Annotated in this window: 20 protein-coding genes and 2 pseudogenes; 13 read left to right on the forward strand and 9 right to left on the reverse strand. The window is 73.3% G+C overall.

What is annotated here, in order from left to right:
* The first annotated feature begins 216 nt into the window (after positions 1-216).
* Positions 217-2088, forward strand: a complete 1872-nt coding sequence (locus tag OO48_RS13200) for a transketolase (RefSeq protein ID WP_033215508.1) — start codon at positions 217-219, stop codon at positions 2086-2088.
* Positions 2089-2189: 101 nt separating this feature from the next.
* On the opposite strand, the gene OO48_RS13205 is transcribed toward OO48_RS13200, so the two are convergent.
* Entirely contained in the window at positions 2190-2948 is a 759-nt protein-coding gene (locus OO48_RS13205; protein ID WP_051732078.1) for a hypothetical protein, read from the reverse strand.
* A 554-nt stretch (positions 2949-3502) separates the two neighbouring features.
* On the opposite strand from OO48_RS13205, the gene OO48_RS13210 reads away from it, so the two are divergent.
* The 4 genes from OO48_RS13210 to OO48_RS13225 are packed head-to-tail and all read left to right on the forward strand — an operon-like array spanning position 3503 to position 8133.
* Positions 3503-4570 (forward strand): polyprenyl synthetase family protein, encoded by a 1068-nt coding sequence (locus OO48_RS13210; protein WP_245194621.1) that lies wholly within the window; start codon positions 3503-3505, stop codon positions 4568-4570.
* Positions 4567-6150, forward strand: a complete 1584-nt coding sequence (gene crtI, locus OO48_RS13215) for a phytoene desaturase family protein (protein ID WP_051732080.1) — start codon at positions 4567-4569, stop codon at positions 6148-6150. The genes OO48_RS13210 and crtI overlap by 4 nt, the downstream gene beginning before the upstream one ends.
* Positions 6137-7135 carry a phytoene/squalene synthase family protein gene (locus OO48_RS13220; protein ID WP_051732081.1) on the forward strand — a complete coding sequence of 333 codons (999 nt, stop codon included), beginning with the start codon at positions 6137-6139 and terminating at the stop codon, positions 7133-7135. The genes crtI and OO48_RS13220 overlap by 14 nt, the downstream gene beginning before the upstream one ends.
* Positions 7132-8133 (forward strand): Rieske (2Fe-2S) protein, encoded by a 1002-nt coding sequence (locus tag OO48_RS13225; protein ID WP_033215512.1) that lies wholly within the window; start codon positions 7132-7134, stop codon positions 8131-8133. The genes OO48_RS13220 and OO48_RS13225 overlap by 4 nt, the downstream gene beginning before the upstream one ends.
* A gap of 64 nt (positions 8134-8197) precedes the next feature.
* Here OO48_RS13225 and OO48_RS13230 read toward each other — a convergent pair whose 3' ends face one another.
* Complete coding sequence (locus tag OO48_RS13230; protein ID WP_033215514.1) at positions 8198-9754, reverse strand: FAD-dependent oxidoreductase; 1557 nt, start codon at positions 9752-9754, stop codon at positions 8198-8200.
* 64 nt (positions 9755-9818) lie between these two features.
* Entirely contained in the window at positions 9819-11102 is a 1284-nt protein-coding gene (locus OO48_RS13235) for a lycopene cyclase family protein (protein ID WP_051732082.1), read from the reverse strand.
* Positions 11103-11468: 366 nt separating this feature from the next.
* Here OO48_RS13235 and OO48_RS13240 point away from each other — a divergent pair, with 366 nt between their 5' ends.
* The gene (locus OO48_RS13240; protein ID WP_033215515.1) at positions 11469-11684 is read left to right on the forward strand and encodes a DUF6480 family protein; all 216 of its coding nucleotides are present in this window, start codon (positions 11469-11471) and stop codon (positions 11682-11684) included.
* A gap of 522 nt (positions 11685-12206) precedes the next feature.
* On the opposite strand, the gene OO48_RS35730 is transcribed toward OO48_RS13240, so the two are convergent.
* Entirely contained in the window at positions 12207-12380 is a 174-nt protein-coding gene (locus OO48_RS35730; protein WP_063830669.1) for a CsbD family protein, read from the reverse strand.
* 145 nt (positions 12381-12525) lie between these two features.
* On the opposite strand from OO48_RS35730, the pseudogene OO48_RS39750 reads away from it, so the two are divergent.
* Positions 12526-12624, forward strand: a pseudogene (locus OO48_RS39750) (hydrophobic protein); the annotation flags it as partial.
* Between the two features lie 134 nt (positions 12625-12758).
* Positions 12759-13445 (forward strand): annotated as a pseudogene (locus tag OO48_RS36155) (IS5 family transposase).
* 943 nt (positions 13446-14388) lie between these two features.
* Here OO48_RS36155 and OO48_RS38880 read toward each other — a convergent pair.
* The 4 genes from OO48_RS38880 to OO48_RS13270 form a co-directional block, all read right to left on the reverse strand.
* Positions 14389-14652: a hypothetical protein gene (locus OO48_RS38880; protein WP_167346441.1), complete on the reverse strand. Its 264-nt coding sequence runs from the start codon at positions 14650-14652 to the stop codon at positions 14389-14391.
* A gap of 556 nt (positions 14653-15208) precedes the next feature.
* A complete protein-coding gene (locus tag OO48_RS13260; protein WP_051732083.1) occupies positions 15209-15640 on the reverse strand; it encodes a hypothetical protein in 432 nt (143 codons plus the stop codon).
* A 459-nt stretch (positions 15641-16099) separates the two neighbouring features.
* Positions 16100-16471 carry a hypothetical protein gene (locus tag OO48_RS13265; RefSeq protein WP_033215519.1) on the reverse strand — a complete coding sequence of 124 codons (372 nt, stop codon included), beginning with the start codon at positions 16469-16471 and terminating at the stop codon, positions 16100-16102.
* Positions 16472-16923: 452 nt separating this feature from the next.
* On the reverse strand, positions 16924-17328 hold the full coding sequence (locus OO48_RS13270; RefSeq protein WP_051732084.1) for a hypothetical protein: 405 nt from the start codon (positions 17326-17328) through the stop codon (positions 16924-16926).
* 439 nt (positions 17329-17767) lie between these two features.
* Between OO48_RS13270 and OO48_RS13275 the strand changes: the two genes are divergently transcribed.
* The 4 genes from OO48_RS13275 (at position 17768) to OO48_RS38235 (ending at position 24702) form a co-directional block, all read left to right on the forward strand.
* Positions 17768-19594, forward strand: coding sequence for a glycoside hydrolase family 27 protein (locus OO48_RS13275; RefSeq protein ID WP_245194622.1), 1827 nt, complete (start codon positions 17768-17770; stop codon positions 19592-19594).
* A 341-nt stretch (positions 19595-19935) separates the two neighbouring features.
* On the forward strand, positions 19936-22629 hold the full coding sequence (locus OO48_RS36160) for an RICIN domain-containing protein (RefSeq protein WP_081952089.1): 2694 nt from the start codon (positions 19936-19938) through the stop codon (positions 22627-22629).
* A 663-nt stretch (positions 22630-23292) separates the two neighbouring features.
* A complete protein-coding gene (locus tag OO48_RS13285) occupies positions 23293-24390 on the forward strand; it encodes a hypothetical protein (RefSeq protein ID WP_033215523.1) in 1098 nt (365 codons plus the stop codon).
* Between the two features lie 153 nt (positions 24391-24543).
* Positions 24544-24702 (forward strand): hypothetical protein, encoded by a 159-nt coding sequence (locus tag OO48_RS38235; RefSeq protein WP_157845441.1) that lies wholly within the window; start codon positions 24544-24546, stop codon positions 24700-24702.
* Between the two features lie 99 nt (positions 24703-24801).
* On the opposite strand, the gene OO48_RS13290 is transcribed toward OO48_RS38235, so the two are convergent.
* Complete coding sequence (locus OO48_RS13290) at positions 24802-25578, reverse strand: alpha/beta fold hydrolase (protein ID WP_033215525.1); 777 nt, start codon at positions 25576-25578, stop codon at positions 24802-24804.
* Positions 25579-25708: 130 nt separating this feature from the next.
* Between OO48_RS13290 and OO48_RS13295 the strand changes: the two genes are divergently transcribed.
* Positions 25709-26518, forward strand: coding sequence for a helix-turn-helix domain-containing protein (locus tag OO48_RS13295; RefSeq protein WP_245194623.1), 810 nt, complete (start codon positions 25709-25711; stop codon positions 26516-26518).
* Positions 26519-26669: the final 151 nt, after the last annotated feature.

Raw genomic sequence — 26669 nt, forward strand, 5'->3', positions numbered from 1 at the left:
CCTCCTCGGGACCGAGAGGCCGGCCGAGCCGCGAGTCGGCGCGGCCGCAGCGGGTAGGCGCGCCGCGGCGGCCCCGTACGGCCGCCCCGCGCCCCGTGCGGCCCGCCCCGGACGCCCCGCGACGCCCGAGACCCGCGACATCCGGGCCCGCGACGGCCCGCACCGTCCCGGTCCCGCACCGCCCGGGCGCCCTCCGACGAGAAAGGCCCGTCCGACATGACCGCGCAGTCCCCCCTCGGCCCCGACACCGCGCCCGCCCGGCTCTTCGATCTCGCGCAGCAACTGCGCGTCGACGCCGTCCGGGCCAGTACCTCGGCCGGTTCCGGACACCCCACCTCCAGCCTGTCGGCCGCCGACCTGATGGCGGTGCTGATGACCCGCCACCTGCGCTACGACTGGCAGGCGCCCGACAACCCGGAGGCCGACCACCTCGTGTTCTCCAAGGGGCACGCCTCCCCGCTGCTGTACGCGATGTTCAAGGCCGCGGGCGCCGTCACCGACGAGGAGCTGATGACCACCTACCGGCGCTTCGGCCACCGCCTCCAGGGCCACCCCACCCCGGAACTGCCCTGGGTCGACCTGGCCACCGGCTCGCTCGGCCAGGGCGTCGCCTGCGCCGTGGGCATCGCCCTGGCCGGCCGCGACCTGGAGCGCCGCGACTTCCGGGTGTGGGTGCTGTGCGGCGACAGCGAGACCACGGAGGGTTCCGTCTGGGAGGCCCTGGACAAGGCCGGCCGCCACCGCCTCGCCAACTTCACGGTGATCATCGACGTCAACCGCCTCGGCCAGAGCGGTCCCACCGAACTCCAGTGGGACACCGACGCCTACGCCCGCCGGGTCGAGGCGTTCGGCTGCCGGGCCCTGGTCGTCGACGGCCACGACCTGGAGGCCGTCGACCGCGCCCTGACCACCGCCGCCGACGGCTCCGCGCCCACCGTCGTGATCGCCCGCACCGTCAAGGGGCAGGGCGTCGCCGAGGTCGCCGACCAGGAAGGCTGGCACGGCAAGTCGCTCCCCCCGGACCTGGCGCGGCAGGCCGTCGCCGAACTGGGCGGAGAGCGCGAGCTGCGGGTGCGCGGACCGCAGCCCCCGCACGCCGGCCCCACCCTCAAGGTCGACGCCCCCGAGGTCGAACTCCCGCGCTTCGAGCTCGGCGAACAGGTCGCCACCCGGGTCGCCTTCGGCCGGACCCTCGCCGCGCTCGGCGCCCGGCCCGAGGTGGTCGCCCTGGACGCCGAGGTCGGCAACTCCACCCACGCCGAGGACTTCGCGAAGGCCCACCCCTCGCGCTACTTCCAGAGCTACATCGCCGAACAGCAGATGGTCGCCACCGCCGTCGGCATGGCGGTCCGGGGCTTCCGCCCCTACGCCACCACCTTCGCGGCCTTCCTCACCCGCGCCCACGACTTCATCCGGATGGCCGCCGTCTCCCAGATCACCATGGCGTTGTGCGGCACCCACACCGGCGTCGAGATCGGTGCCGACGGGCCCTCCCAGATGGGCCTGGAGGACCTGGCCATGATGCGCGCCGTCCGCGGCTCCACCGTCCTCTACCCGGCCGACGCCACCTCCGCCGCGGCCCTCACCGCCGCCATGGCCGACCTGCCCGGCATCTCCTACCTGCGGGCCACCCGCGGCGCCTACCCCGTGCTGTACGGCCCCGAGGAGCGGTTCCCGATCGGCGGGTCCAAGACGCTGCGCCACGGCCCGGACGACCGGGTCACGCTGATCGGCGCCGGAGTGACCCTCCACGAGTGCCTGGCCGCCGCCGACCGGCTGGCCGAGGACGGCATCCCCGCCCGCGTCCTCGACCTCTACTGCGTCAAGCCCGTCGACACCGAGACCCTCGTGCGCGCCGCCCGCGAGACCGGGGCACTGGTGGTGGTCGAGGACCACCACCCCGAGGGCGGTCTCGGCGAAGCCGTACTGTCCGCCCTGGCCGCCGCGGACGCCCACCCGGCCGTCACCCACCTCGCCGCCACCGGCCTGCCCGGCTCCGGCACCACCGAGGAACTCCTGCACGCCGCCGGCCTCTCCCGCGGACGGATCGCCGACGCGGCCCGCGCCCTCGCCGCCCGCCGCCACTGACCGCCTCCCGCGCCGACGGCAACCGGGCGCGAGCCGAGCGCGACAGCTCCCGGCCCTCCCGCCTCCGCGCAACCGCGCGCGCCCGGTGCCGCCGGACCCGGTCAGGCCCCGGAGGCGGCGTCCCAGTAAGCGAGGTCGGCGGGACGGCGTCCGTACAGGTCCCGGCGGACGGCCGTGGCCAGGCGGAGGGTGTCGGTGCGGCTGACCCGCGCCCCGATCACCGCGCCGACCAGCAGCGGGGCGAGAGTCGGCAGTTTGCGCAGCCCCGAGCGGGTCAGCCGCTTGCTCACCTGCCGGCGCAGCGCCGCACTCCGGTTCAGCGCCAGCAGCGCCCCGGGGCGGGTCAGGTCCAGGCCGCGCCTCTCGCTCCACACCGCCAGGTACGCGTACGAGCGCTGCCGGGCGGACCCGGGCGGCACCTGGCCGTAGACCGCGTACAGCTCGGCGATCAGCTTCAGCTCGATCGCGGCCGAGGCCAGCAGCTCGGACGCCAGCTCGACGGGCATCGCCAGCGGCACCGGCATCATCGCCACCGTCCCCGCGCCCGCGCCGACCGCCGTCGAGGCCCGCACCGACCCGGCGGTGAGCAGGTCCGCCAGTTCCTCCGGGGTCCGGGCCCCGGGGTGCTGGGCCCGCAACGTCGCCAGGTCCCGCACCGGGATCCGCGGGGCCGCGTCCATCAGCCGCTCCGTCAGCATCCTCAGCCCGCCCCGGGAGCCCGCCCCGAGCCGCCGGCCACCCCGGCCCAGACCGTCGCCCAGCCGCCTGGCCAGCACACCCACCCGGCGCGCCGACCCGTCCCGGGACCCCTTCTCCTGGACCTCCACCTCGGCGGCGATCCGCGCCAGTTCCTCCGCCACTTCCTCCGGCTCCCCCGGGGAACGCCCCGGCAGATCCGGCCCACCGATCGACACCATGTGCTTCCCTCCGCCTCCACCTCTGCCCCGCCCCACCGACGACCCGGTGGGCATCCGCTACGGACTCTCCTTCCCCGTCTGCCCGGCATCGCCCCGCCCAGTCCCCGCCCGGCCCCGCCCGTCGTCGCGGGTGCGGCCGGACCGACACGCCGACGCCTGCCGCGCCGGTGGGGTTCAGGTGTGCCCGCGGGTGAATTCCGCGCCGGGAGCGACTGGATCCGCAGGATCGGGGATAGGCGGAGAGAGCCCCTGCGCCGCCGGTGCACGCTGCCCTCGCACCCGCGCGGGAGGTGCACCGGACCTCGACGGAAGCGAGTCCGATGTCCTCCGTACCACTGTCGATGCCCGCAGGAGGCCGAGCCGCCCCGCCCGGGCAGCCCGGCCCGTCCACTGCGTTCCGCCCCCCGGCCGCAGGGCGCGGCCCGTCCGGCGGGACGGAACGGGCTCCGGCGTCGGCCGGGCGCGTCGACGGCGACGTGCCGGGTGCTGTCGGCCGGGTGCTCGACCGGTACCTGGAGCACCGGGTGGCGCTGGCGGCCGCCGCCGACGGGATCTTCGCAGCCGACGTCGCCCGCCGGGTGGCGGACTTCACCCGGAGCGGGGGCAAACGGATGCGGGGGCAGTTCCTGTGGTGGGCGATGCGCGCGTGCGGGCGGGAGGAGGACGGCCCGGTCGGCACCGCGCTGACCACGGCCGCGGCGCTGGAGCTGCTCCAGACGTGCGCGCTCGTCCAGGACGACGTGATGGACGGGTCCGCGACCCGTCGCGGCCGCCGGGCCCTGCACGCGGACGTGGCCGCCCGGTACGCGCCCGAGGTGGGCGAGCGGGGCGCCGCCGAGCTCGGTTCGGCCGCGGGCGTCCTCGCCGGGGACCTGGCCCTCGCCTGGGCGGACGACCTCGCCGCCGCCGCGCGGGAGGAACTGCCCGCGCACCTGCGGGACCAGGTGCGGCAGGTCTGGTCGAGCCTGCGGACCGAGATGGTCGCCGGCCAGTACGCGGACGTGCACGGCCAGGTGACCCGGTCCCGCGCGCCGGGCCGGGCGCTCCGGATCGCCCAGCTCAAGAGCGCGATGTACTCGGTGGAGCGGCCCGTCCACCTGGGCGCCGTGCTGGCCGGAGCCGCCCCCGAGCAGGTGCGGGAACTGCGCCGCTCGGGCCGGTGCGCGGGCATCGCCTTCCAGCTCAGGGACGACCTCGACGGGGTCTTCGGGGATCCCGCCCGGACGGGCAAGCCCAGCGGCGACGACATCCGGGCCGGCAAGCCGACCTACCTGTTCGCAGTGGCGCACGCCCGGGCGGTGGCCCGCCACGACCGGGCCTCGTCGGACGTGCTGGAACGGTGCCTGGGCGACGCGGACCTCGACGACGGGGCGTTGCAGGAGGTCAGGGAAGCGCTGGTGAGGACGGGCGCGCGGGCCGCCGTGCAGTCCCGCATCGAGCGGCTCTCCGCGCGCAGCACGGAGCACCTGGAGCGGGCCCGCCCGGCGGGCCCCGGCGCCGGACGGCTGGCCGACCTGCTCAGGGCCGCCGCCGGGCTGCCGCACGGCGCCGGGGCGACCGAATGAGGCGCGCCGTGCCCCCGACCGACCACGTCGTCGTCGTGGGGGCGGGCCTGGCCGGGCTCTCCGCCGCCTGCCACCTGCTCGGCGCGGGACGGCGGGTGACGGTCGTCGAGCGGGACGGGGGGCCCGGCGGCCGGGCCGGGCGGATCCGGCGCGGCGGGTACTTCTTCGACACCGGGCCGACCGTGCTGACCATGCCCGACCTCGCCGACGAGGCGTTCACGGCCGTCGGGACCTCGCTGCGCGAACACGTCGACCTGCTGCCGCTGCACCCCGCCTACCGGGCCCGGTTCGCCGACGGCAGCACGCTGGACGTGCACACCGACGCGCAGGCGATGGAGGCCGAGGTGGCGCGCTTCGCCGGCGCGCGGGAGGCCGCCGGCTACCGGGAGCTGCGCCGCTGGCTCGTCCGGCTCCACCGGGCGCAGATGCGGCGCTTCATCGACACCAACTTCGACTCGCCGTGGCAACTGCTCAACCCCGACCTGGCGCGACTGGCCGCGCTGGGCGGGTTCGGCCGGCTCGCCCCGCAGATCGGGCGCCACCTGCGCGACGAGCGGCTGCAGCGGGTCTTCTCGTTCCAGTCCCTGTACGCGGGAGTGGCCCCGGCCCGGGCGCTGGCCGCCTACGCGGTCATCGCCTACATGGACACGGTGGCCGGAGTGTGGTTCCCCCGCGGCGGCATGCACGCCCTGCCCCTGGCGATGGCCGACGCCGCCGGGGCGGCGGGCGCCGAGTTCCGCTACGGGAGCACCGTGGTGGACCTGGAGCGGCGCGGGAGCAGGATCACCGCCGTCCTCACGGACCGCGGGCGCGTCGCCTGCGACGCGGTCGTCCTCACGCCCGACCTGCCGGTGGCGTACCGGCTGCTGGGACGGGCCCCCCGACGGGCGGTGCCGCTGCGGTTCTCGCCCTCGGCGGTGGTCCTGCACCTGGGCACCGACCGGACCTGGCCGGAGCTGGCCCACCACACCCTGTCGTTCGGCCGCGCCTGGGAGCGCACGTTCGACGAACTGACCCGCACCGGGCGCCTGATGACGGACCCTTCACTGCTGATCACCCGCCCGACCGGCACCGACCCGTCGTCGGCCCCGGCCGGGCGGCACACCCACTACGTGCTGGCCCCGGTGCCCAACACCGCCATCGGCCCGAGCGCCACGGCCTGGGGCGAGCTGGCGCCCGGCTACCGCGACCACCTGCTCGACACCCTCGAACAGCGCGGGCTGACCGGCATCGGCGCGGCCGTGGAGGAGGAGTGCCTGGTCACCCCGGCCGACTGGACCGCCCAGGGGCACGCGGCCGGCACGCCGTTCTCCGCCGCCCACACCTTCGCGCAGACGGGGCCGTTCCGGCCGCGCAACCTGGTGCGCGGCCTGGAGAACGTGGCGCTGGCCGGCTGCGGCACCACCCCCGGAGTCGGCGTTCCGACCGTCCTGATCAGCGGGAAGCTCGCCGCCGCCCGGATCACCGGCGCCGCGCACCCGGCCCGTGCGCGCCGCCGCGCGCCCACCCCGCCGTCGCCCGGCTCCGACGCGGCGCCCACCCCGTCCCCGACCCCCGGAGTGCTGCATGACAGCCCGTGAACTGGACGCCGCGGGGATCACCGCCCCCGCCCTGCGGGCGGCCTACACCGCCTGCCGCGAGCTCAACGCCCGGCACGGCCGCACCTACTTCCTGGCCACCCGGCTGCTGCCGCCCGAGCGCCGGTGCGCGGTCCACGCCCTGTACGGCTTCGCACGCTGGGCGGACGACATCGTCGACGGACTGGACAACCGCGAGACGCCCGCCGAGTGCGACCGGCTGCTGCGGCTGCTGGAACGCGACCTGGCCGAGGGCCTGCGGCGCGGGGAGGCGGACGAGCCGGTGGTGCGGGCGGTCGCGGACACCGCGGGGCGGTACGGCATCGACCCGGTGCTGTTCACCGACTTCATGGCCTCGATGCGCGCCGACCTCACCGTCACCGACTACCCGACCTACCAGGACCTGTACGGCTACATGCACGGCTCCGCGGCGGTGATCGGCCTGCAGATGCTGCCCGTCCTCGGCACGGTGACCTGCCGCACCGAGGCCGAGCCGTACGCGGCCGCCCTCGGGGTGGCGTTCCAGCTGACCAACTTCCTGCGCGACGTGGGGGAGGACCTGGACCGCGGCCGGGTGTACCTGCCGGGCGACCTGCTCGCGGCGCACGGGGCGGACCGGCCGTTGCTGGAGTGGAGCCGCCGCACCGGCCGGGACGACACCCGCATCCGGGCCGCACTGGTGGCCGCCGCCGCGCTCGCCCGCGGCGTCTACCGGGAGGCCGAGCCGGGCATCGCGATGCTGGAGCCCCGGGTCCGCCCCTGCATCCGAACGGCGTTCACGCTCTACGGCGGCATCCTCGACGCGATCGCCGAGGACGGCTACGCGGTGCTGCACCGGCGTTCGGCGGTGCCGCTGCGCAGGCGGGCGGCCGTCGCCGCGTCGGGGCTGGCGGGCCTCCTGGCCGCCCGGGTGCGGCGCCGGGACCGGCCCGCCTCCCCCTCCGGCGCGCCGCACCGCCCGCCGACCGGCCGAGGAGCGGCGCGGTGAGCGCCCCCTCCTCCCGCTGGACGCCGCCGCTGCGGCTGCGCCGGGGCCCGTCCTGGGCGCGGCAGGAGCCTTCGTGGCGGGCGGCGAAGCCGGCGCTGATCGCCGGCGCCCTGGAACGGGCGGCCGCCCGGCCGTCCGGGAACTGGTTCGTCGTCGGCGCCTCCCGGGACTTCCCGGTGCGCGGCGGACCGCGCGGACGGCTGGTCGGCGGCACGGAGGTCGTGCTGTGGCGGGACGCCGCGGGCGCCCTGCGGGCCGGCCCGGGGGTGTGCCCCCACCTGGGCGCTCCGCTGAAGGACTCCCGGGTCGTGTGCGGCACGCTGGTCTGCCACTGGCACGGCCTGGCCCTGGACGGCACCGCGACCGCCGGGTGGGAGCCCTGCCCGGTGTACGAGGACGGGGTGCTGGCCTGGGTGCGGCTGGACGCCGAGGGCGGCGAGGAGCCCACCGAGCGGCCGGCCGTCCCGGAGCGGCCCGGACCGAGGGGGGCGGTCACGGCGGTGTACACGGGGCTGGGGCGCTGCGAGCCCGAGGACGTGGTGGCCAACCGGTTGGATCCGTGGCACGGCTCCTGGTTCCACCCCTACTCGTTCACGGACCTGGCGGTGCGGGAGGTGCCGGACGGGGCGGGGGAGGACCGGTTCGTGGTGGACGTGTCGTTCCGGGTGGCCGGACGGCTGGTGGTACCGGTGCGCGCGGTCTTCACCGCGCCCGGGCCGCGCACCGTCGTCATGCGCATCGTCGAGGGCGAGGGGGCGGGGTCGGTGGTGGAGACCCACGCCACCCCGCTGACCGGCCGCTCCTCTCCCGCACCGCGCACGGCGGTGGTGGAGGCGGTCGTCGCCTCCTCCGGGCGGCGCGGGTTCGCCGTGGCCCGGGCGCTCGCCCCGGCCTTGCGACCGCTGGTGCGCCGCACCGCGGGCCGGCTGTGGCGGGACGACCTCGCCTACGCGGAGCGCCGCTGGGCCCTGCGCAGCACCGGCCGCTTCCCCGGCTGACACGACGGTCGGCACGCCGGCCGGCACGACGGCCGGCCCGCTGGCCGGCCGACGAGCCGACCGGTCAGCGGGCCGCCCGGCGGGCCAGGGCGCGCAGCAGGCGGGAACGGCCGGCCCGGGGCACCGACCACAGGGTCTGCCCGGCGACGCCCCAGCGGGCGAGCAGGGCGTTGGCGGCCTGGAAGCCGGTGGTGGCGGCGCGCTCCATCAGGGCGACGGGCAGGTCGGTGCGCACGAGGTCGCCGGCGAGGACGACGGCGGGGTGCGGGGTGGTGACGCCGGGACGGCGCGGCCAGCCGCCCACCGGGAAGACCGGGCAGTCCTGGCGCCACTCGTGGCGGACGTCCACCGCCCGGGCGTCGCGGGTCTCCGGGTAGACCTCGTGCAGCCGGGCCGCCATCCGCTCCTGGACCTCCTTCGGCTCCGCGCCCTCGGCCACGGCGTAGGCGTGCAGCTCGACCACGGATCCGCCGGTGCGGGCGGACCAGCGGGCCGCCTCGCCCTCCCAGCGCTCCAGCACGCTGACGTTGTCCAGCCCGTCGTAGCCGCTGGTGCCCAGGAAGCCCGGCCGGTCGGCGGCGACGGGGCGGTCCAGCCAGAGCCGGGAGACCAGGAAGGGCGGCGCGGTGCGCAGCGCGGCGATGTCGGCGCGCCAGGCCGGGTCGCCCAGGTGCGCGGAGTTCGCGACGAGGTTCCGCAGCCCGGCCGTGTCCAGGGCGAGGACCACCGCCTGGTGGCGTTCGGCCCCCCGGCCCGGTGAGACGACTTCGAGGTCCCCGCCCGGCAGCGGGCGGACCTCGTCCACGGCGGAGCCGGTGCGCAGGTCGGCGCCGAGGGCGCCCAGGTAGGCGGCCAGGGGCTCCCACAGGGCGTGCGGGTAGGGCTCGGTCGGGACGTCGAAGAGCAGTCCTTCGGAGGAGCCGAGGAAGTAGATGTGGAACATCAGCAGCAGTTCGGCGGCGGACAGGTCGCGCGGGTCGGTGAAGAAGCTGCGGGAGAACACCTCGAAGGCGAGGTGACGGGCGGCCTCGGGGAAGTTGATCCGCCGCAGCAGGTCGTGCGCGCTGGTGGTGTCGTGGCGCTCGAAGACCTCGGGCAGGCGGACGTCCAACAGGGGCAGGGCGGCCCGGGCGTTCAGGGAGGCGAGATCGCGCAGGCCGAAGGTGGGGCTGAGGGCGACGAAGCCGGCGGCGCTGAACGGCGGGGTGCGCGGCACCCGGGCGAAGCTGTCGGTCGTTCCGGAGCGCTGGCGCAGCGGGTAGTCGGGCAGGCCGACCAGCCGGGTGAGGCCGGGATCGGTGCGCCGCAGCAGGCCGCGCAGGTTGTAGTACTGGCGGAAGAAGGCGTGGAAGCCCCGGCTCATGGTCGCGGTCGAGCCGTCGGCGAGCCGGGTGCTCCAACCGGCGACCCGCCCGCCCAGCACGGGCTCCCGTTCGTGGAGGACCACGTCGATGCCGCGTTCGGCGAGGGCCGTCGCGGCGGCCAGGCCGGCGATCCCGCCGCCCACGACGGCCACCCGGGGCCGCTCGGCCCCGGAGAATCGGGCGCGGCCCGGGGCGGCGGGCACCACTTCGGCCCGGCGGTCGCGCCCGTGCCGGACGCGGGGTCGGGCGCGGCTCATCCGCGCACCGCCGGGAGGGCGGCCGTACGCGGCGCCGCGTGGTCGCGGTCGGGGGCGAGCGTGGTCATCGGTGGTCCTCACGGGTGTCCGGAGCGGGTCCGGGGCGGATACCGGGCGCGGCCCGGCGGGGCAGTAGCGGCAGTTCGGCGGCCGACCGCAGCATGGGGCCGACGGGGCAGCGCAGGCCGATCCGCAGGTCCTCGAAGGGGGTGCTCGCGCCGTCCAGGAAACGCAGCACCTGCTCGGCGGGGGTGCGGCGGAACAGGTCGGTGAAGAAACGGGGCCCGTCGATACGGCCGGTGTCCAGGGCGCGCAGCAGGACCGCGTCCATGGCCAGGGCCCGACGGCGGTGGGGCGCGGGCGCCGGCGCGGGCCGGCGCGGTGCCGCCGGTCGGCCGAGGGCCGCGGCGATGGCCCGGCTCTGCCGCTGGACGGCGGTGAAGGTGTAGCCGGTGGCGGGCCGGGTGGCGCCGCCGGCCGTGCCGATGCGCACGTGCGCGGGGGCGGCGCGGCGGGGGAAGCGGCCGTCCGTCATCGGAATGGCGCCCTGTTCGACGTCCTCCACCGTGAATCCGCCCAGGCCCAGGACCTCCCGGGTGTAGGCGCGCAGGGCGTGCTCGTACGCGGGGACGCTCAGCGGGTGCCGGGAGAACTCGGTGTACTCGATCAGGGCGCGGTCGGGTGCCAGCGGCAGGACGTACCCGAAGGCGAGGCCGTGGGCGGGCTGCGGGACGCGGAAGTCCATGAGGTCCGCCCGACCGGTGTCGAAGCACGGCCGGTCGGTGCGCACGAACCAGCCGCGGAAGTGCTGCAGCAGGACCGTCCGGGCCGGCGGGAGCCCGGCGGGCGGCCTGGAGTCGAAGACGTACCGGGCGTCGAGGACGAGCGGCAGGCCCGCCGGGTCGTCGGCGTGCACGCGGGCCCCGGGTCGTCCGTCCGGCCGCGCCCGCACGCGCCCGACGGTGGCGCGCAGCACCCGGGCCCGGGGGTGGGCCGCCAGGCGGGCGTGCACCAACTCCTCGAACGAGGTGGAACGCAGCATCCGGTAGCGCAGCGGGGCGGGTACCGCTTCGACGCTCTCGCCGTTCGGGCCGGTGATCCGCAACCGGGACCACTGGGCGGTGACGGCCTCCTCGTACGCCCCGGGGCCGTCGTCCCAGAAGCACCAGGTCCGGGCGGCCGGGCGCAGCGGCCCTTCCGGCGCCTCGACGACGGTCACGTCGAACCGGGGGCCGCCGCCGGCTCCTGCCTGGTCGTGCCTGACCAGGCAGTCGGCCAGGCTGAGTCCGGCGGCCCCTCCACCGATGATCACCAGCGCGAGGGGGGCGCCTTCCGCGTCGCTTCTCAACCCACTTCCGCCTTCCGGCTCCGGACGGACTCCCACCGCGCCGCCCGGACCCCGTCCCGGTGGGGCGCTACTCGGCTGAGCCGTGAACGGCGGGGGCCTCCTGACGGGGTGTCACGGCGCTGTCCCCACCCTGGCACCTCTGCCCCGAGCCGGCCGTGCCATTCGTCCGGACATGCCGTCGTACCCGCTGTCCGGCGGATCCGGCGGATGCCGACCGGGGCGGGGGACCGCCTCCCGGCCGAGCGGAGCAGACCGGGACGGCCGCGGCGGTCCGAGCCGGTTTTGCGGCCGGGCACCGCCGGGTGGACCGTGGGAGGTGGAAGCGAACCGGTACGCCACGAAACTCGGAACCACCGGGAGGACGCCATGTCCGTCAGCCGCCCCGTCCCCGCTCCACCCCAGTCGGACGGCCACTCCGTGCCGACCGAAACCCCCGAGTGCGAAGCCTCGACCACGCACGGCATCTCCACGCCCGAGGCGGTGGAACTGCACACGGCCTGGCCCAGTTGGATCCCCCTGCTGGCCATCACGGTCATGGTCGTGTGCTGCGTCGGCTTCGCCGTCGGGCGGATCTTCGCCTGAGCCCGTCGTTCACCGTCGGCCCGGAACGCAGCGCAAGTACCGGAACCGCTGCTGGACCGGTTCGTGCCTGGTGTCGGCGCGCTCCCGGTGGCGCCCCTGGTGCCGTGCGCGCCGGAAGACACGGGACGGCCGTGGCCGTCCCCGCCGGTGAGCAACGGTCGGCGCGGGGCGGTGGCGTGATCACCGGCAGCCGGATCCGGTACGGGCTCCCACCGCTCCTTGCCTCCGCACCGGGCTGCGGGCTCGCCGCCGAACAGGATCAGGCCGGGATGCCGGTTCTCGGTGCTCCGCCGGTCCGGCGCGCGATGGACGGCTCCGGCAGCGCCCGGCACCGCCGGTGGACCGGCCGCGCGGAAGACCGGCGGAGCCGACCGGGCGGTGCGTCCGCTCCGGGCACCGACCGGCGCGTTTCCCCGGGCAAGCCGCCCCGCGCGCCCGCGTGGCGAACGGGCACCCTCCTGGCACAGACGCGCGTGGGCCCGCCCGACGGCCGGGCGGGCCCACACGAACGCGCGGTGGCGCTCAGCTCTTGAAGGCGTCCTTGACGTGTTCGCCGGCCTGCTTGAGGTCGCCCTTGGTCTTGTCGGCCCTGCCCTCGGCTTCGAGGCGCTCGTTGCCGACGGCCTTGCCGGCGGCCTCCTTGACGGTGCCCTTGAGCTTGTCGCCGGTGTTCTCGATCTTGTCGCCCGTGCTCATCGCGTCCTCCTCGAACCGTCTGCGCCCCGTGGGACCCTCGTCCTGACAGGGCTCCGCCTACCCCCTCGAACTGCGGAGATTCGTAGGAATATTCACCGAGGGCGGGGGCATGCGGCGGTCCGACACAGACTGCATGGAGGTCGCCGTGGTTCCCCTTCTTCTCGTTCTCCTGCTGGCCCTGATCCTGTTCGGCGCCGGCTTCGCGCTCAAGGCCCTGTGGTGGGTGGCGGTCATCGTGCTGGTCGGAGAGGGCGGAGTGTGAGCTGATTTCCGTTCTGTCGTCGCCTGAACGTGTGGCCTTGCCGTCAGTGGCAAGTCGCCGGGCCGGCACCGTGCTGAGGTGGCTGCGTGAGTGGCCGCAAGCCCTACAAGAGCGGCTTGTCCGACGAACGCTGGGCGCTGGTCGAGCCGGTGCTCCCGCCGTGGCCGGAACGTTCCCCGGGCCCGCGGCCGGTGGACGACCGGCTGTGCCGGTGGACCGAGGCCGGGGTCTTCGACCAGGTCCACCGGATGCTGCTCGCCGAGCTGAACGCGGCCCGGCGGATCGACTGGACGCGCGCGTGCGTGGACGCCTCCCACGTGCGTGCGAAAAGGGGGGGGCTCACATCGGACCTTCGCCGGTCGACCGTGGCCGGGCGGGCAGCAAGCACCACCTGATCTGCGACGGCAACGGCGCACCGCTGAAGGTCATCACCACCGGCGGGAACGTCCCCGACCATCACCCAGGCTCTCGCGCTGGTCGACGCGGCCCCACCCGTGGCAGGCCTGCCCGGGCGCCCCCGCAAGCGGCCCAAGTCCCTGCTCGGCGGCAAGGGCTACGACAGCAGGCATGTCAGGCGGGAGCTGATCAGGCGCCGGATCCTGCCCGTCATCTCCCGCCGTGGCGAACCGGACATCCGCGGTCTGGGGAAGCTCCGCTACGTGGTGGAGCAGACCTTCGCCCTGCTCCACCAGTTCAAGCGCCTCGCCGTCCGCTGGGAACGCCGCCTCGAACTGCACGACCCACTCATCCCGCTCACGTGTGCGCTCATCTGCTGGAGAAGGCTCAACAAGCCAACCGCATGATCATGTCACGGGCTCGAAAGAGCGAGAAGAGCGAGGCGTTGCGAGAAGAACGACAACCGCTGACCGTTTGCCGTGGGACTGGAATCGGGGCTGCTGCCGTGCTCGCGCGGCGGGGGCACACCGAGAGTCTTGCGGTCGGTGTGCCCCGTCAGCAGTTGCCGTGAACTCGGCGTTTCTTTCACGGCGTCAGTGCGGAGAGTTGTGCCGGAGGAACAAGTGCCCGCAATCCGGGGTGTCGCACGTCATGTGGGCCAGCTCGGCGCCAGTGAAACCGTGCTTGGGTACGTGTTTCTTGGTGAAGTCCGGACAGTCGCATAGCCGACAGAAGCGGGCGCTGGGATCTCCGTCCCCGTTGTCCGCCGGTGATTGTCTCGGAGTTTCCTGGTGGGGCATTGATTCTCTCCCTGGTGAGACTCGTCTCCCATCAGCGTGATCCTCATGTGGGGCCGATGCATCTCGGTGCCGGTGCCGGTGCCGGTGCCGGCACCGCTGGCGTCGGTACGGCTACGACTTCGTGGCCTGGCGCGACGACGGTACGGACATGAGGCTCAACGACCTGGTGCGCCGACAGGTCAGAAGTCGTGATCGACACCCCGGGCGTCCACGCGGCGGTGAACGTCGCCGGGGCCACGACCAGAAAGGACGCGGCCGAGGTGCGAAGTCGCAAGTGCGAGCCGGTGGTCGACGTCCTCGGCTTGGTCGTCGCCGTGACCGTGCCGGCCGCCGGTGCCGACGACAACGCGTCTGCATCGCCCTGCTCGGCCACGTCACGCCCATCGGCATCACCAAGAAGGCGCTGGTGGAGCTGGGCTGTTTCAAAGTCCCGGTGAGCACGTGAGCCCGCAGGTCACGGCGATGCAGGGGCCGGGTCCGGCCCGATACGAACGCACCGCGGCGGGTCATCGCTCTTGTCTCTCGGTCGGCCCTGCCGAACAGCCGGACGTCAGAAAGGATCCGTTGCGGGGTGACCTTGCTCGCACCGATGGAGTTCGTTCGCTATTTCGTCAACATCGTTCGAGGTGGTGTTCAATTGATCGGACACCGAGTCCACGGCCTGCTGTGCTTGGCGGATCTTCTCCCAGTCCGGACTCGCCTGACGCTTCAGGTCCGCTAGCTCAGCCATAAGTCTTGCGAGTTCGGTTTCTTCTCGCCGCAACACCTTGATGGCTTCTTTGTGCTCCTTCTTGAGGGCTTCACAGTTCGGCATTTTTGCAACGTCCCGCCACGCTCGGAATTGGGAATTCAGAAAGGCGTCAAAGTCGGCGTCGGGCAGTGATCCGACGGGATCAAGCCGTTCTCGGGTTCGAGCGACACGGTTCTGTGGGTGATAGCGGCCGTGCCGACAAAGGTTGACTTGCTCTTCCCACGCTACGGACCGCACGTGCGCCATGCATCCCGGCGCCGATGTGGCCGAGCCAGGTCGGATGCGGGAGCCTCCCGCATGCCACCGCCGGCCGGGCACGGAGCGGCCGTCCCAAGGGATGCGCGGAGGACCGGGCTGCGCGCCGTCACGGAGGTAGCGGCGCCCCGCCTCGACGCCTCTACCCGGTCGAGCGCAACGCGCTCCTGAACGCCGGCGCCCGCGGCGCGGACCTCCGCGAGGTCCGCGTCGACCTCGGCCCCACCCGCTGAACCTTTCGCTGGAGCGCCGCGACGACCCGAATTCGACCAGCGTCTCTGAGCCGCGTCGCGCGGCGGCGGTTGCCGTCGCCTCTGTTGCGCCGATGCGGGGCTGCCGGCTGCACGGCGGCCGCCCCCGTCGTTCAGTGGTCGTTGCTCACGACGTGCGTGACCTCGCCGACCGGGCCCGAACCCGACTTGGTCAGGTACATCCGGAACCTGATGTTCACCTCGGGCAGGTTGTGGAAGGCGATGCCGTCGCCGGCGTTGGCAGTCTGCACGTCACCGGCGCCCGACGCCTTCAGCGTGTACAGGAGCTGACCGGTGCCGTCCATGTAGACGTCGAGGACGACGCTGTAGCCGTCGGCGTCGTAGTCGGTCAGGAAGACGTAGTCGCCGTGTTCGGCGAAGCACAGGCGCCCGCCCTGGTCGACCGAGCCTATCGAGTCCGACTCGTCGGTGTACCAGACGTGGTCGCAGTCGACGGCCTGTGCGGGGGCGGCCGCGACGAGGGTTCCGGCGGTGGCGGCGAGCGCCGCCGCGCCAGCGATGAGAAGTCTCTTCATGTTCTTCATGCGCAGTAGGGGAACCTTTCGAGTGGAGGGGATCCGGGTCGGCCGATGGGCCTGGCAATGAAAACGGACGGCTCGGCCGGCCGACATGTTCCTGCCGGACGCGGTGATCGCCGTCCCTCGCCGACGCCGACGATATCCCCCGACCGTCAACCCGGTGCCCCCGATCCCGCATCTCTCCAGGCAACCAGCGTCGAGGAAGACCCGAGCAGCCCCGTCTGCCACCTCGACGACCTCGTGCCTGCGCCGGTCGAAGCCCCCTACGGGACGCGGCGTCAGGTCGGAACGCAGTTCTGCCAGCGCTGCGCCCCCTCGCCGCTGCGGCCGGCGGCCATCGTTTCCGAACGTCCGGATCCGGGCGCTGCCGATTCGTCACCGCTCGCCCGCGAGGCGGAGAGGGAAAGCCTCCAACAAGCCGCGAGGCGGCTTGTTGGAGGCTCCGGCGCATTCAGGTTGCGATACTCACGAGGCTGCGATGGGCACCAGGAAGAACACCCGGCCGTCGGGCCCCTCGATGCGCAGTGGCGTGTCGGGCAGGGTCTCGAAGACGGCGTCGGCCACTGCCTGCGGCTCCGTGGCGCGAGTCAGCGGCTCCCGCAGGGCGCTCCGGACCGCCAGCCGGGTTTCCAGGGAAGGAGCCGGCGCCGAGGCGTCGTCCCTGGCCTCGGCAATGCACTCCAGCAGCTGAGCGTCGGTCATGTCCGCGTTCAAGCCGGAGCGCAGCGCGATCGCGGCGGCGCCGGTCGCCAGCGCCGCCCGCGAGTGCGCGCGGCAGATCTCGCCGTCGGTTCCGACGGGGTGGAAGAAGCGGGCCGTGCCGATGTCGGACTTCACAACAAGCCTCCAAGGCGAGCAGAGGTGACGCGGGAGTGGAGGTGGAAAGCAGAGAGATCAGGCACCGCACCCGGCGTGGCCTGCACAGACATTGTCTCGCCGGGCACTGACAGTCGACGTCGACGCCCCGGCGCACGGGCTGGTCGCTGGAGGCGTCCCTGCGCGGCCAGATCTTGTCGCCGTCCGCCGGGAATCTGTGGATCCAGTCGCGCTCCACCCGGTGCGCACCGAGCTCGAAGCCGTACCGCCGGTGCACACGCCCAGAAGGATGTCAGCCTCGTACGACGAGGGTGCCTCGGCGGCCTTCGCGTCGAGGAGGAAGGGCGGGTGAGGCGGATCGTCCCGGCCGGTCCAGGCCTTGCAGGAGTCCAGGACGGCCGTGCGAATGGGCTCTGATCAACATTTCGGGACGACCGAGCGTAAACGGCCTACGAGCAGGACGGACTCGGTGGTTATCCTTCCTGTGCCGGTCGGCGGCGCCGTCCTTCTGGGGTGAAAGCGAAGCTGGCGGCGAACGGATCGTCACCGCGGCGGACTGCCGGGAGCAGTGGCTGCTCGCGGCTCGGTGGCCAGGAAGGCTCGGTGCCCGGGCCGGTGCCGTTCCAGAGGTGAAAGAACAGCATGGGCGTGGAGGGATCCGCGGTCACGTATCCGAGCGTCTTCCCGTAGTACGGATCGGTGCTGCCGAAGAGCACTGACGGCGCGCCGAAGGCCGAGGTCACGTCGTCCCACACCCGGTCCTGGCTGGCCCATGAGTCGATCGCGGCGTGCATCGTGGCGTACTCGTCCGCGCTCAGCATCCGGTCCGGCTCGAGCCATCCCTCCCGGTGCGCGAACTCAGCGTAGACGGAGGCCACGCTGGCGCTGTGATCAGCCGGCAGGGCGTTCTCGAAGGCCCCTGATCGTTAACGCGAACAGCTGTCCCAGCACCTCCGCCCGACTGCCGGTGATCTTGGTGCTCGCCGGTGCGCGAGCGTGATCGGTGGGCATCTCGGGCTGTCGCGTCGACCGATTTCAGCTGCCGAGGTGCGCGACCAATCCCCCCGTGGCCAAAAAGGCCGGCGCGACATTCCATCAGGGGCTGTTGCTGACCCCGGCCGACGTGTGGACCCCCGGCAGGTTCCTTCCGGCGTGACCCGCCCGGAGATCACCTCGCTCCGCCGGCCTCGCGGCAGCACCTGCCGCACTTCTTGACAGTGCATGGGCGATGCGGGAGTGTCTCCGTGCCGAAACTTCTCGGAAATACCCCGCCATGGACATGATCTTGCGCCGTCGCGGGATGTTAGCGCTAACAATATGCGGATCTTGCTCAATGCAGAGCTGGGAGACCTCATGAACGTGCGCACATGGGCAAGCCGTTGGGCCGGTGCGAAGCGCCTGGCACCGGCTGCGCCCCGCGGCGTGGCAGGGTCGCGCACGCCGGATGCGGTCGCCGTCCGTCGGCCGACCCGTGGACCGGGCCGCACGCGGTTGGCCCGTCTGGGGGCCGCTGCCGCGGTGCTCCTTGGTGTACTGGCAGGCAACGCGGCCACGAGCGGTCCGGCACAGGCCGCCGTCCCGACACAGGCCGCCGTCCCGGCGGCCGCGTCGATCAGTACGCCGCCGATGGGTTGGGCGTCGTGGAACAGCTTCGCCGCTCAGATCAACTACAACGTCATCAAGTCGCAGACCGACGCCATGGTTGCTTCGGGCATGAAGGACACCGGCTACCAGTACGTCAACATCGACGAGGGGTGGTGGCAGGGAACCCGCGACTCCTCCGGCAACATCACGGTGGATCCCGCCGACTGGCCCGGCGGGATGAAGGCCATCGCCGACTACATCCACAGCAAGGGCCTCAAAGCCGGGATCTACACCGACGCCGGCCGCGACGGCTGCGGCTACTACTATCCCACTGGCCGTCCGGCGGCGCCGGGCAGTGGGAGCGAGGGCCACTACGACCAGGACTTCCTCCAGTTCTCCCGGTGGGGCTTTGACTACGTCAAGGTCGACTGGTGCGGCGGCAACGCCGAGAGGCTGAACGCACAGAGCACCTACCAGGCGATCAGCGACTCGATCGGTCGCGCCACCGCGACGACCGGCCGGCCGATGGTGCTGTCGGTGTGCGACTGGGGCAACGAGAGCCCGTGGAACTGGGCACCGGGCATGTCCAGCCTGTGGCGCACCAGTGGCGACATCATCTTCTTCGGCGAGAGCGCATCGATGACCCGCGTGCTGTCCAATTTCGATGCGGCGCAGCATCCGGGCGCCCAGAGCCCGGGTCACTACAACGATCCGGACATGCTGGTCGTGGGAATGGCCGGGTTCACCGCGGCACAGAACCGCACCCACCTGAGCCTGTGGGCCGTCTCCGGCGCCCCGCTGTTGGCGGGAAACAACCTGGCCACGATGGACGGCGACACGCGCAGTGCCCTGACCAACCCGGAAGTGATCGCTGTCGACCAGGACGCCCGGGGCCGGCAGGGCGTGAAAGTCGCCGAGGAACAAAGCGGGCTGCAGGTCTACAGCAAGACCCTGTCCGGCAGCGGCCGGCGTGCGGTGGTCCTGCTCAACCGCACCGGCTCGGCGGCCACGATCACCGCCAACTGGGCCAACCTCGGCCTGACCGGCGCAGCTTCGGTACGCGATCTGTGGGCCGCCACCGACCGGGGCAGCTTCACCGGCAGCTACGCAACCAGCGTCCCGGCGGGCCAGGCCGTCCTGCTCACCGTGACCGGCACCGACGCCGGTACGGCCGGCGCGAAGGAGATCGTCGGCGGCCAGTCCGGCCGCTGCGTGGACATCAACAACTCCTCGACCACCAACGGCACCCAGGCGCAGCTGTGGGACTGCAACGGGCAGGCCAACCAGAAGTGGACGTACACCGCGAACAAGCAGCTGATGATCTACGGCAACAAGTGCCTGGACGCCTACAACCAGGGCGCCACCAACGGCACGGCGGCCGTGGTCTGGGACTGCAACGGCCAGGCCAACCAGCAATGGAACGTGAACGCCGACGGCACGATCACCGGAGTGCAGTCCGGAATGTGCCTGGACGCCTACGACAACGGCACCGCCAACGGCACGAAGCTCGAGCTGTGGGCCTGCCATGGCGGCGGCAATCAGCAGTGGGCCATGCGGTAGACGGCAGGCGGCGGGGACGCTGTCTGCGACCGGTGCCCCCGGACCGGTTCCCGAGTTCGACAGTGTGCGGGCACATGACTGGGCCGGATACCGGGGGTGACCTGCGGGTTCGGGAGTGACGGCCCGCCGGGGTCGTGCGTCCGCGGCCCCGATGGATGTTTGCCCAGTCCAGGGGCTATTCGGCGGGTGTGAGTCCGCTCGTCTTCGGCGGCATCGGGACGCCGCAGTCCCGGAAGATCCGGACCCATCCGCCTCGGGCGCGCACCTCGGCCCGGTCGCACCGCGAACAGCACGAAGAAAGCAGCGTGATCCCCCCACCCTTCAACAAAGGAGCTCGCGTCATGCGACAACCCATTCGGCTGTGGTGCCGTCGACGCTTCACGCCGGTGATGGCGACCACCGCGGTGCTGCTCACCGCCGTAGTGGGCGTGCACCCGGCCACGGCGGCAGGTCCGCGACCCACCGCGCCCACGGCGGCCGTCCCTGCCGCGTCGGCGGCGGACGTCAACGGCTTCACCGCGGGCAACGCCGCGATCGCCTCGGTCGACCTGGCCGGCACGTGGGGCTTCACCCCGGCGGGCCGGTCGGCGACGTCGATCACCGTGCCGGGCGGCGGCTGGTACAAGCAGGGCTTCACCGACGTGAACGAGGCGGTGTACTCCCGCACGGTCACCGTGCCGGACTCCGGGCAGCCGCAGTCCACGTGGATCGAGTTCGGCGCGGTGAACCACCAGGCGACCCTGTCGGTCGACGGGCGGACGGTGGCGACCAGGACCACCGCCTTCACGCCGTCGAACTTCGACATCAGCGCGTACGCGGCACCGGGTACCACGCACACCATCACGGTCGATGTGAAGGGCAGGGGCGCCCTGAAGAACCCCGCGAACGGCAGGTACCTGGTGCCCGACGCGGCCGACTGGGCCGAGGCCGTACCGCAGGGGATCTTCCGTTCGGCGTTCCTGCGCGTGTATCCGGCGGTGTACGTCAGTGACACGTTCGTCCGTACGTCCGTGGCCGATCAGACCCTCACCTACGACGCGTCGGTGACCAACACCTCCGGCGCCGCGCGGACGGTGAAGCTGACCGGTTCGCTCGCATCGGACAACGGCACGTCGTTCAGCTACCCGGCGCTGCCGAGCAGCACGGTGACCGTGGCCGCCCACTCGACCGTCAAGGTGACGGTCGGGCCGGTGGCGTGGAACCTGGGCTCCTCCTCGTACTGGTGGCCCAACGTCCCCTACCGGCAGGGGTACCGCGCCCAACTGCACCGCCTGACGGTCCACGCGGCGACCGACGACGGCCGTACCAGCGACGCGACCTACCGCTTCGGATTCCGGGAGAGCAGCCAGAACGGCGAGTACTACTACCTCAACGGCGTGCGGGTGAACTTCCGCGGCGACAACCTCCAGGGCGCGGACTTCGACCGCATCAACAACGGCGGCAAGGGCGACGCCTACGACACCCTGCCCGGCTTCCTCGCGCCCTCCTCGGGCAACGGCGGCTGGCCGCAGGCGGTCGACAACTACCAGCGGCTGAACTACAACGTGGTCCGCATTCACCAGGAGCCGGCCAGCCCCTACATGCTCGACGTGGCCGACGAGATGGGCCTGATGATCATCGACGAGACCGGCATCCGCGGCTCCAACAGCCTTCAGGACTTCGTCGCCGGGCACGACAACATGGTCGACCACGCCCGCGCGCTGACCCTGCGCGACCGCAACCACCCGGCGACCGTCCGCTGGAGCCAGAGCAACGAGCCCGGCAGCAGCGGTATGGACTCGGAGCAGTTCGAGAAGGACCTGTACGCGGCGATGAACGGCAACGACGGAACCCGGCCGGTCAGCGTCGACGCGTGGGTCGGCGCTCCGGCCAACCCCTACCCCACCATGACGTACGCCAACTTCGATGTCTTCGGGCACTACTTGGACGGTTTCGGCGCCTACGGCGAGAAGGTCGTGCCGGTGCCCGGCCGGCCCGACGGCGAGGGCGAGTACATCTGGCCGGCGTGCAACACGAAGCAGGGCTTCGAGTGGTTCGCCACCACGATGGTGGCCAAGCGCGGCAAGGACGCCAGCGACTTGCGCCCCTACACCCTGCTGTCCGCCTGGGCGGGCGTCGTACCCGGCGTCCGCACCACCGACTTCACCCCCGAAGAGGGCGGCCGTCCCGTCTATGGCGCCGACAACCTCTCCGACCCGTGGAGCAACCCGCAGTTCCAGCGCGTCCAGGCCGCGTTCAACCCCGTGGCCGCGATCGACCTGCCCTACTGGTCGGCCTCCGGTGCGTCCGACTCCAACGGCACCTTCCCCCTGCCTCAGGCGGTCCCTGGATACGCCGCCAACAGCACCGTGAACCGTACGATCTCGGTGTTCAACGACGACTTCACCGGCACTGCCGTGGGCTTCGCCTGGAGCGCCCGCCTCGACAGCGCCACCGGCCCGGTGATCGCCTCAGGGAACACCACCCTCACCGTCCCGCTCGGCTCGAAGGCGACGCAGACCGTGTCGTTCACCGCGCCGTCCAGCGGCTCACGGGTCTACCTCGTCCTGTCCACCAGCAAAGCCGGGGCGACCGTGTTCAGCGACGCGGTCGAGTACTTCACCCTGGGCAGCTCCACGAGCCCCGCGCCGGGCACCTACCGGATCGTCAACCGCAACAGCGGCAAGCCGCTGGCCGTCGCCGGCAACTCCACCGCCGACGGCGCCAAGGCCGTCCAGCAGACCGGCGGCGGGACCTGGACCCTCAGCGCCTCGGGCAGCGCCTTCACCCTGCGCTACAACCCCACCGGCAAGGTGCTCGACGTCAACGGCTTCTCCTCGACCGCCGGGCTCCAGCTCCAGCAGTGGACGGCCACCGGCGGCACCAACCAGCAGTGGTACCTGCGGCCCACCGGTGACGGCTACTACACCATCGTCAGCCACGACAGCGGCCTGGCGGCCGATGTGTACGGCCAGTCGACGAACGACGGAGCCGCCGTCGTGCAGTGGACCGCCAACAACGGCGCCAACCAGCAATGGCAGCTGACACCGGCCTGAGCCGGCGGCCCGCCTGTCGGATGTGCCGCCGCCTCCCCGTGGCGGCACATCCGGGGCGCGCGGACATCCCGGGGCACACACACGGGAGGCCACTGCGTCGTCCGTCACCCGGTTCCGGCCCGGTGACGGCCCCCGGCCCCGCGCGGGGGAGAGCCGCCGCGCGCGGGACCAGCCCAGCACGCCCATGGCCGCCGACCGGCCCGGATACCGTCCTGCCACGCGTTCAGGTGACGACAGAACACCTGCGCACTCGCATTCCCCCCGCTGAGACAGCGGTTCACGGTCAGACGGACGGCAAGACCGTCCACGCCGATCCGCGCGCCCGCGTCCCCGTCCCCGCGCAGCCGAGCGGCGCCCCGTCGACTTCCGAGCCCGACTCCGGCTGTCCGCTCAGGCCGATCGCGGACGTGGCCCGGGCTGGTGCGGCATCATCAGCGTGGTGACTCCTTCCTCCTGCCCTTCCTCCGAAGAGAGCGGAGCCGCCCGTACTCCCGCCGGTGGCTGGACCCGGGCGCAGCTCGCGCAGTGGGGTGTGCCGTGGCCGCCGCCCGAGGGCTGGAAGCAGGAGCTCACCGACCGGTGGAAGACCAGGGAGGAGTTCCGGAGTTCAGCTCCGGGAGCGTGCCCGACCACCCGGAGAGTCAGAGTGGGGGAGGAGACGCGGTGACCGGTCAGGACGCCCAGGAGGCTTGGGAAGCTGCCCATCGGCGAGCCTACGCCCGCACCGCGTGGCGGCGTGCCCTGCCCGCGGCCGGGGCGCTGACCTACCGGGCCCTGGGCCGCAGCCCCGAAGACCCCGAGCAACGGGACGCCGCCCAGGAGGACCCGGCCGCGGTGAGGCAGTGGACGGCGAAGGTGGCGCTGCCGACCGGGCTGCTGGTGGCGCTGGCGATCTGGCAGGCCGCCCGCATCGCCGACGTCCTGGTCGACGACGTGCCCCTCGCCGACGCCCAGCGGGTGCTGCGCACCAAGCGGTCGCTGTTCGCCGAGCCGCTTCCGGACGCCCCGGCCGGCACCTGGGCGGACCTGCGCGAAGGCGGGCTCGACGTGCAGGCCCGCGCCGACACCGTGCTCGCCCACCACATCGCCGCGGACGCCCGCGAGTTCACCCGGGACCCCGAGCGCCCGGCGCCGCTGCAGGTGGGTGACGCGGTGCGCGCGGTGCGTTCCGGCCCCTACCGTGACGGCGGCCCGCCCCGTTGGAGGCAGGCCGTCGACAACGCCCGGGCTGCCATCGCCCGAGCCTCCACCGCCCTGTACACCAACCCGAGGCCGCCCGGCGAGCTCGACCTCGCCCGCGCCCGCACCGGACGGCTGTGGATCCCCGACCAGGACGAGATCGACGCCGCCGCCGCTATCCACCCCACCCTGACCGCCGAACCCGACACCCCCGCCGTCCCGGGCTCCGACGGCACCGTCTGGATCCAGCGCCTGCTGCGCCTGGCCCACGTCGATGCCACCCTGACCGCCGTCGTCCAGCACCACCTCGACCGCGCCGACCCCGCCTTCCGCCCCGGCCGGCCGCTCCCCTCCGCCCTCGGAGCCACCGGAGCAGCCCTGACCGACCTCGCCAAGGCCGCCCGCGACCTCGAACGCACCTGGGCCGACACCTCGCCGACGCTCGGCACCACCGCCTGGGAGCGCCGCCACGTCCCCGAAGCGCTGCGCCGTCACATCACCGCGCTGGAACGGGTGCTGCGGGACCTGACCGGCCTGGCCGACGCGCTGCGCGACGCCACCGCCCACCCCGGCACCCGCTGACGGACCACCCGGCCGGAGAGGTGGACGGCGTGCCGGTGCGGGTGCGGTCCCCGTCGTCTTCGGCGGGGGCCGTCGGGGAGGCGGGGGCGCCGTCGCGGCCGGCGGTCAGGGGCAGTTCTCGTCGATCTTGTACTGGAGGGCTCTGGGGCAGTCGTGCCGGCCGAGGCGGACGCGGACGAGGAGCCCGCCGTCGACCAGGTCCTCCCGGTTGTCGGGCGCCCGCTGCCCGCCGAGCGCCCGCCGTTCCTGGAACCGGCCACCGACGCGCCCGCCCCGCCGACAGCCCGACGCGCGCCCGTCCAGCGGGCCTGACCCCGCACCGGCCGCGCCGCCGGTCGCGCCCGAGCCGCTGCCACCGCTGCGCGCTGTGCAACTTCTTCGGCGGGGAACCGTCCTGGGTCAGATCACCGGTCAGGCGGCCGGTGCGAACGCGGTGATCGCGTCGACGAGTGCGTCGGGGGCTTCGAGCGGGATGAGGTGCCCGGTGTTCGCGATCACGGTGAACCGCGCTCCGGAGAGGTAGGGGAGGAGGTTGCGGCGCAGCACGTCGACGGGTTCGACGCGGTCGTGCTCGCCGGCGACGACGAGGGTCGGGACGCTGATCATGCGGGCGTGTTCGGTGATGTCCTCGGCGATGCCGCGCAGCGGCCATTCCGTGCGCGCCGCCTCGGCGCCGGCCCGGGAGTCCGCGCCGATCTGTGCTTTGACTTGCGTCGGCAGGTCGGTGGCGGTCAGGACGGTGTCCCTCGCGCCGGCGACGGACTCTTCGGTGTCGTAGGCGTGGGAGAGGAACTCGCGGTACTCGGCGGTGATCCCCGCGGCCGGCCTGGCCGGCCCTGATCCGACGAGGACCACCCGCCGCAGACGGGCGGGTCGCGTCGCGGCGACGAGCTGCGCCACCTTGCCGCCCATGGAGTGCCCGACGAGGACGTGGTCGTCGATTCCGGCGTCGGCGAGGACGGCGACGGTGTCATCGGCGAGTTGGCGGAGCGTGTAGGGACCGGGGAGCGTGTTCGAACGGCTCCACCCGCGGAAGTCGACCGCGAGCGTGTCGCGGCCCGGCAGGCGGTCCACGACCAGGTCCCAGGTGCGGGCGGATCCGCCCCAGTAGTGCAGGAAGACCAGGGTCGGACCCGTACCCCTGCGATGGTCGTATGCGGGCAGGGAAGGGTGCTGCGTGCTGGTCATGCGGGGATCCTTCGGTCGCGCTTGCGGCTGGTTTCTCGTTGGTTCCATTGGACCGTCGGGCGCGGAAGGGGACATCGGCACGATCGGACGGCTGATGGTGAAAACTGGACTCGTGGCAACCATCCGGCACATGACCTACCAGCCCGTCGACCGCGGGGCCTCGTCAGTCGAGGTGATGACGTTCGAACGGCTCCGGGGCATCAACGACCGCGGTACGCAACGAGCCGACTTCCACGTCCTCGCTCTCGTCGACGAAGGGGACGGCAAGGTCACGGTCGACTTCGTCTCCCACCCGCTCTCGGCGCGGACCGCGGTGTGGATCCCGCCCGGCGCAGTGCACCGCTGGGACGACGTCGCCCGCGTCGCGGGACACCTGGTGCTCTTCGTCCCGACCGCGCCGGTGACGCACCGCACGCGCGAGCTGGTCGCCTCTCCCGATCTCGTCGCCCGGTGGCCGGTGCCCGCCGGGGCCTGGCCGTTCGTCGACGCGGCGCGTAGGCACCTCGTCCTCGAGGCGGCCGCCCTGGCCGGCGACCCGTCGACGGAGCTGCCCGCGATCCTGCTGTCCGCACTGATCACCCGCGTCGAGCCCCCGCACTCCAGGGCGCACTCGGCGAACCCGACGTTCCAGCTGTTCCGCTCGAGCGTCGAGGCGCACTTCCGGACCCACCACGACGTCGGCCACTACGCGGCCACGCTCGGATTCGCCCCGCGCACCCTGACCCGGGCCGTGCAGCAGGTCACCGGGCGTACCGCGAAGGCGTACATCGTGGAGCGGATCGTGCTCGAGGCGAAGCGCCTGCTGGCCCACGACCGCGTCACCGCGGCGCGATGCGCGAGCGAACTCGGGTTCCCGGACCCGTCCAACTTCTCGCTCTTCTTCCTGAACGCGACGGGTCTGCGCCCAGGCGCCTGGCAGGCGGCGACGATCCTCGACTGACAGTGAGGATGTGACGTGGTGATGTTGCCGGTGGGCCTGACAGGCCAGCGGCGGAGGCCGCGCGTCGGATCCTTCAGGAGGCGCCCCCTCCCATTTTTGGTCCGGACACGTCATCCTGGTCTCCCGTGCCGCGCCCCGGCCCGGCCCGTCC

The organism is Kitasatospora phosalacinea (assembly GCF_000716545.1).
Taxonomy (GTDB): domain Bacteria; phylum Actinomycetota; class Actinomycetes; order Streptomycetales; family Streptomycetaceae; genus Kitasatospora; species Kitasatospora phosalacinea.

Bases quoted from the DNA above. Each gene is read 5' to 3' on its own strand.
- OO48_RS13220 (WP_051732081.1), top strand. From the start codon at position 6,137: ATGACAGCCCGTGAACTGGACGCCGCGGGGATCACCGCCCCCGCCCTG.
- OO48_RS13260 (WP_051732083.1), bottom strand. From the start codon at position 15,640: ATGAAGAACATGAAGAGACTTCTCATCGCTGGCGCGGCGGCGCTCGCC.
- OO48_RS13290 (WP_033215525.1), bottom strand. From the start codon at position 25,578: ATGACCAGCACGCAGCACCCTTCCCTGCCCGCATACGACCATCGCAGG.
- OO48_RS13200 (WP_033215508.1), top strand. From the start codon at position 217: ATGACCGCGCAGTCCCCCCTCGGCCCCGACACCGCGCCCGCCCGGCTC.
- OO48_RS13295 (WP_245194623.1), top strand. From the start codon at position 25,709: ATGACCTACCAGCCCGTCGACCGCGGGGCCTCGTCAGTCGAGGTGATG.
- OO48_RS36160 (WP_081952089.1), top strand. From the start codon at position 19,936: ATGCGACAACCCATTCGGCTGTGGTGCCGTCGACGCTTCACGCCGGTG.
- OO48_RS13275 (WP_245194622.1), top strand. From the start codon at position 17,768: ATGCGGATCTTGCTCAATGCAGAGCTGGGAGACCTCATGAACGTGCGC.
- OO48_RS38880 (WP_167346441.1), bottom strand. From the start codon at position 14,652: ATGCCGAACTGTGAAGCCCTCAAGAAGGAGCACAAAGAAGCCATCAAG.
- OO48_RS35730 (WP_063830669.1), bottom strand. From the start codon at position 12,380: ATGAGCACGGGCGACAAGATCGAGAACACCGGCGACAAGCTCAAGGGC.
- crtI (WP_051732080.1), top strand. From the start codon at position 4,567: ATGAGGCGCGCCGTGCCCCCGACCGACCACGTCGTCGTCGTGGGGGCG.
- OO48_RS13230 (WP_033215514.1), bottom strand. From the start codon at position 9,754: ATGAGCCGCGCCCGACCCCGCGTCCGGCACGGGCGCGACCGCCGGGCC.
- OO48_RS13240 (WP_033215515.1), top strand. From the start codon at position 11,469: ATGTCCGTCAGCCGCCCCGTCCCCGCTCCACCCCAGTCGGACGGCCAC.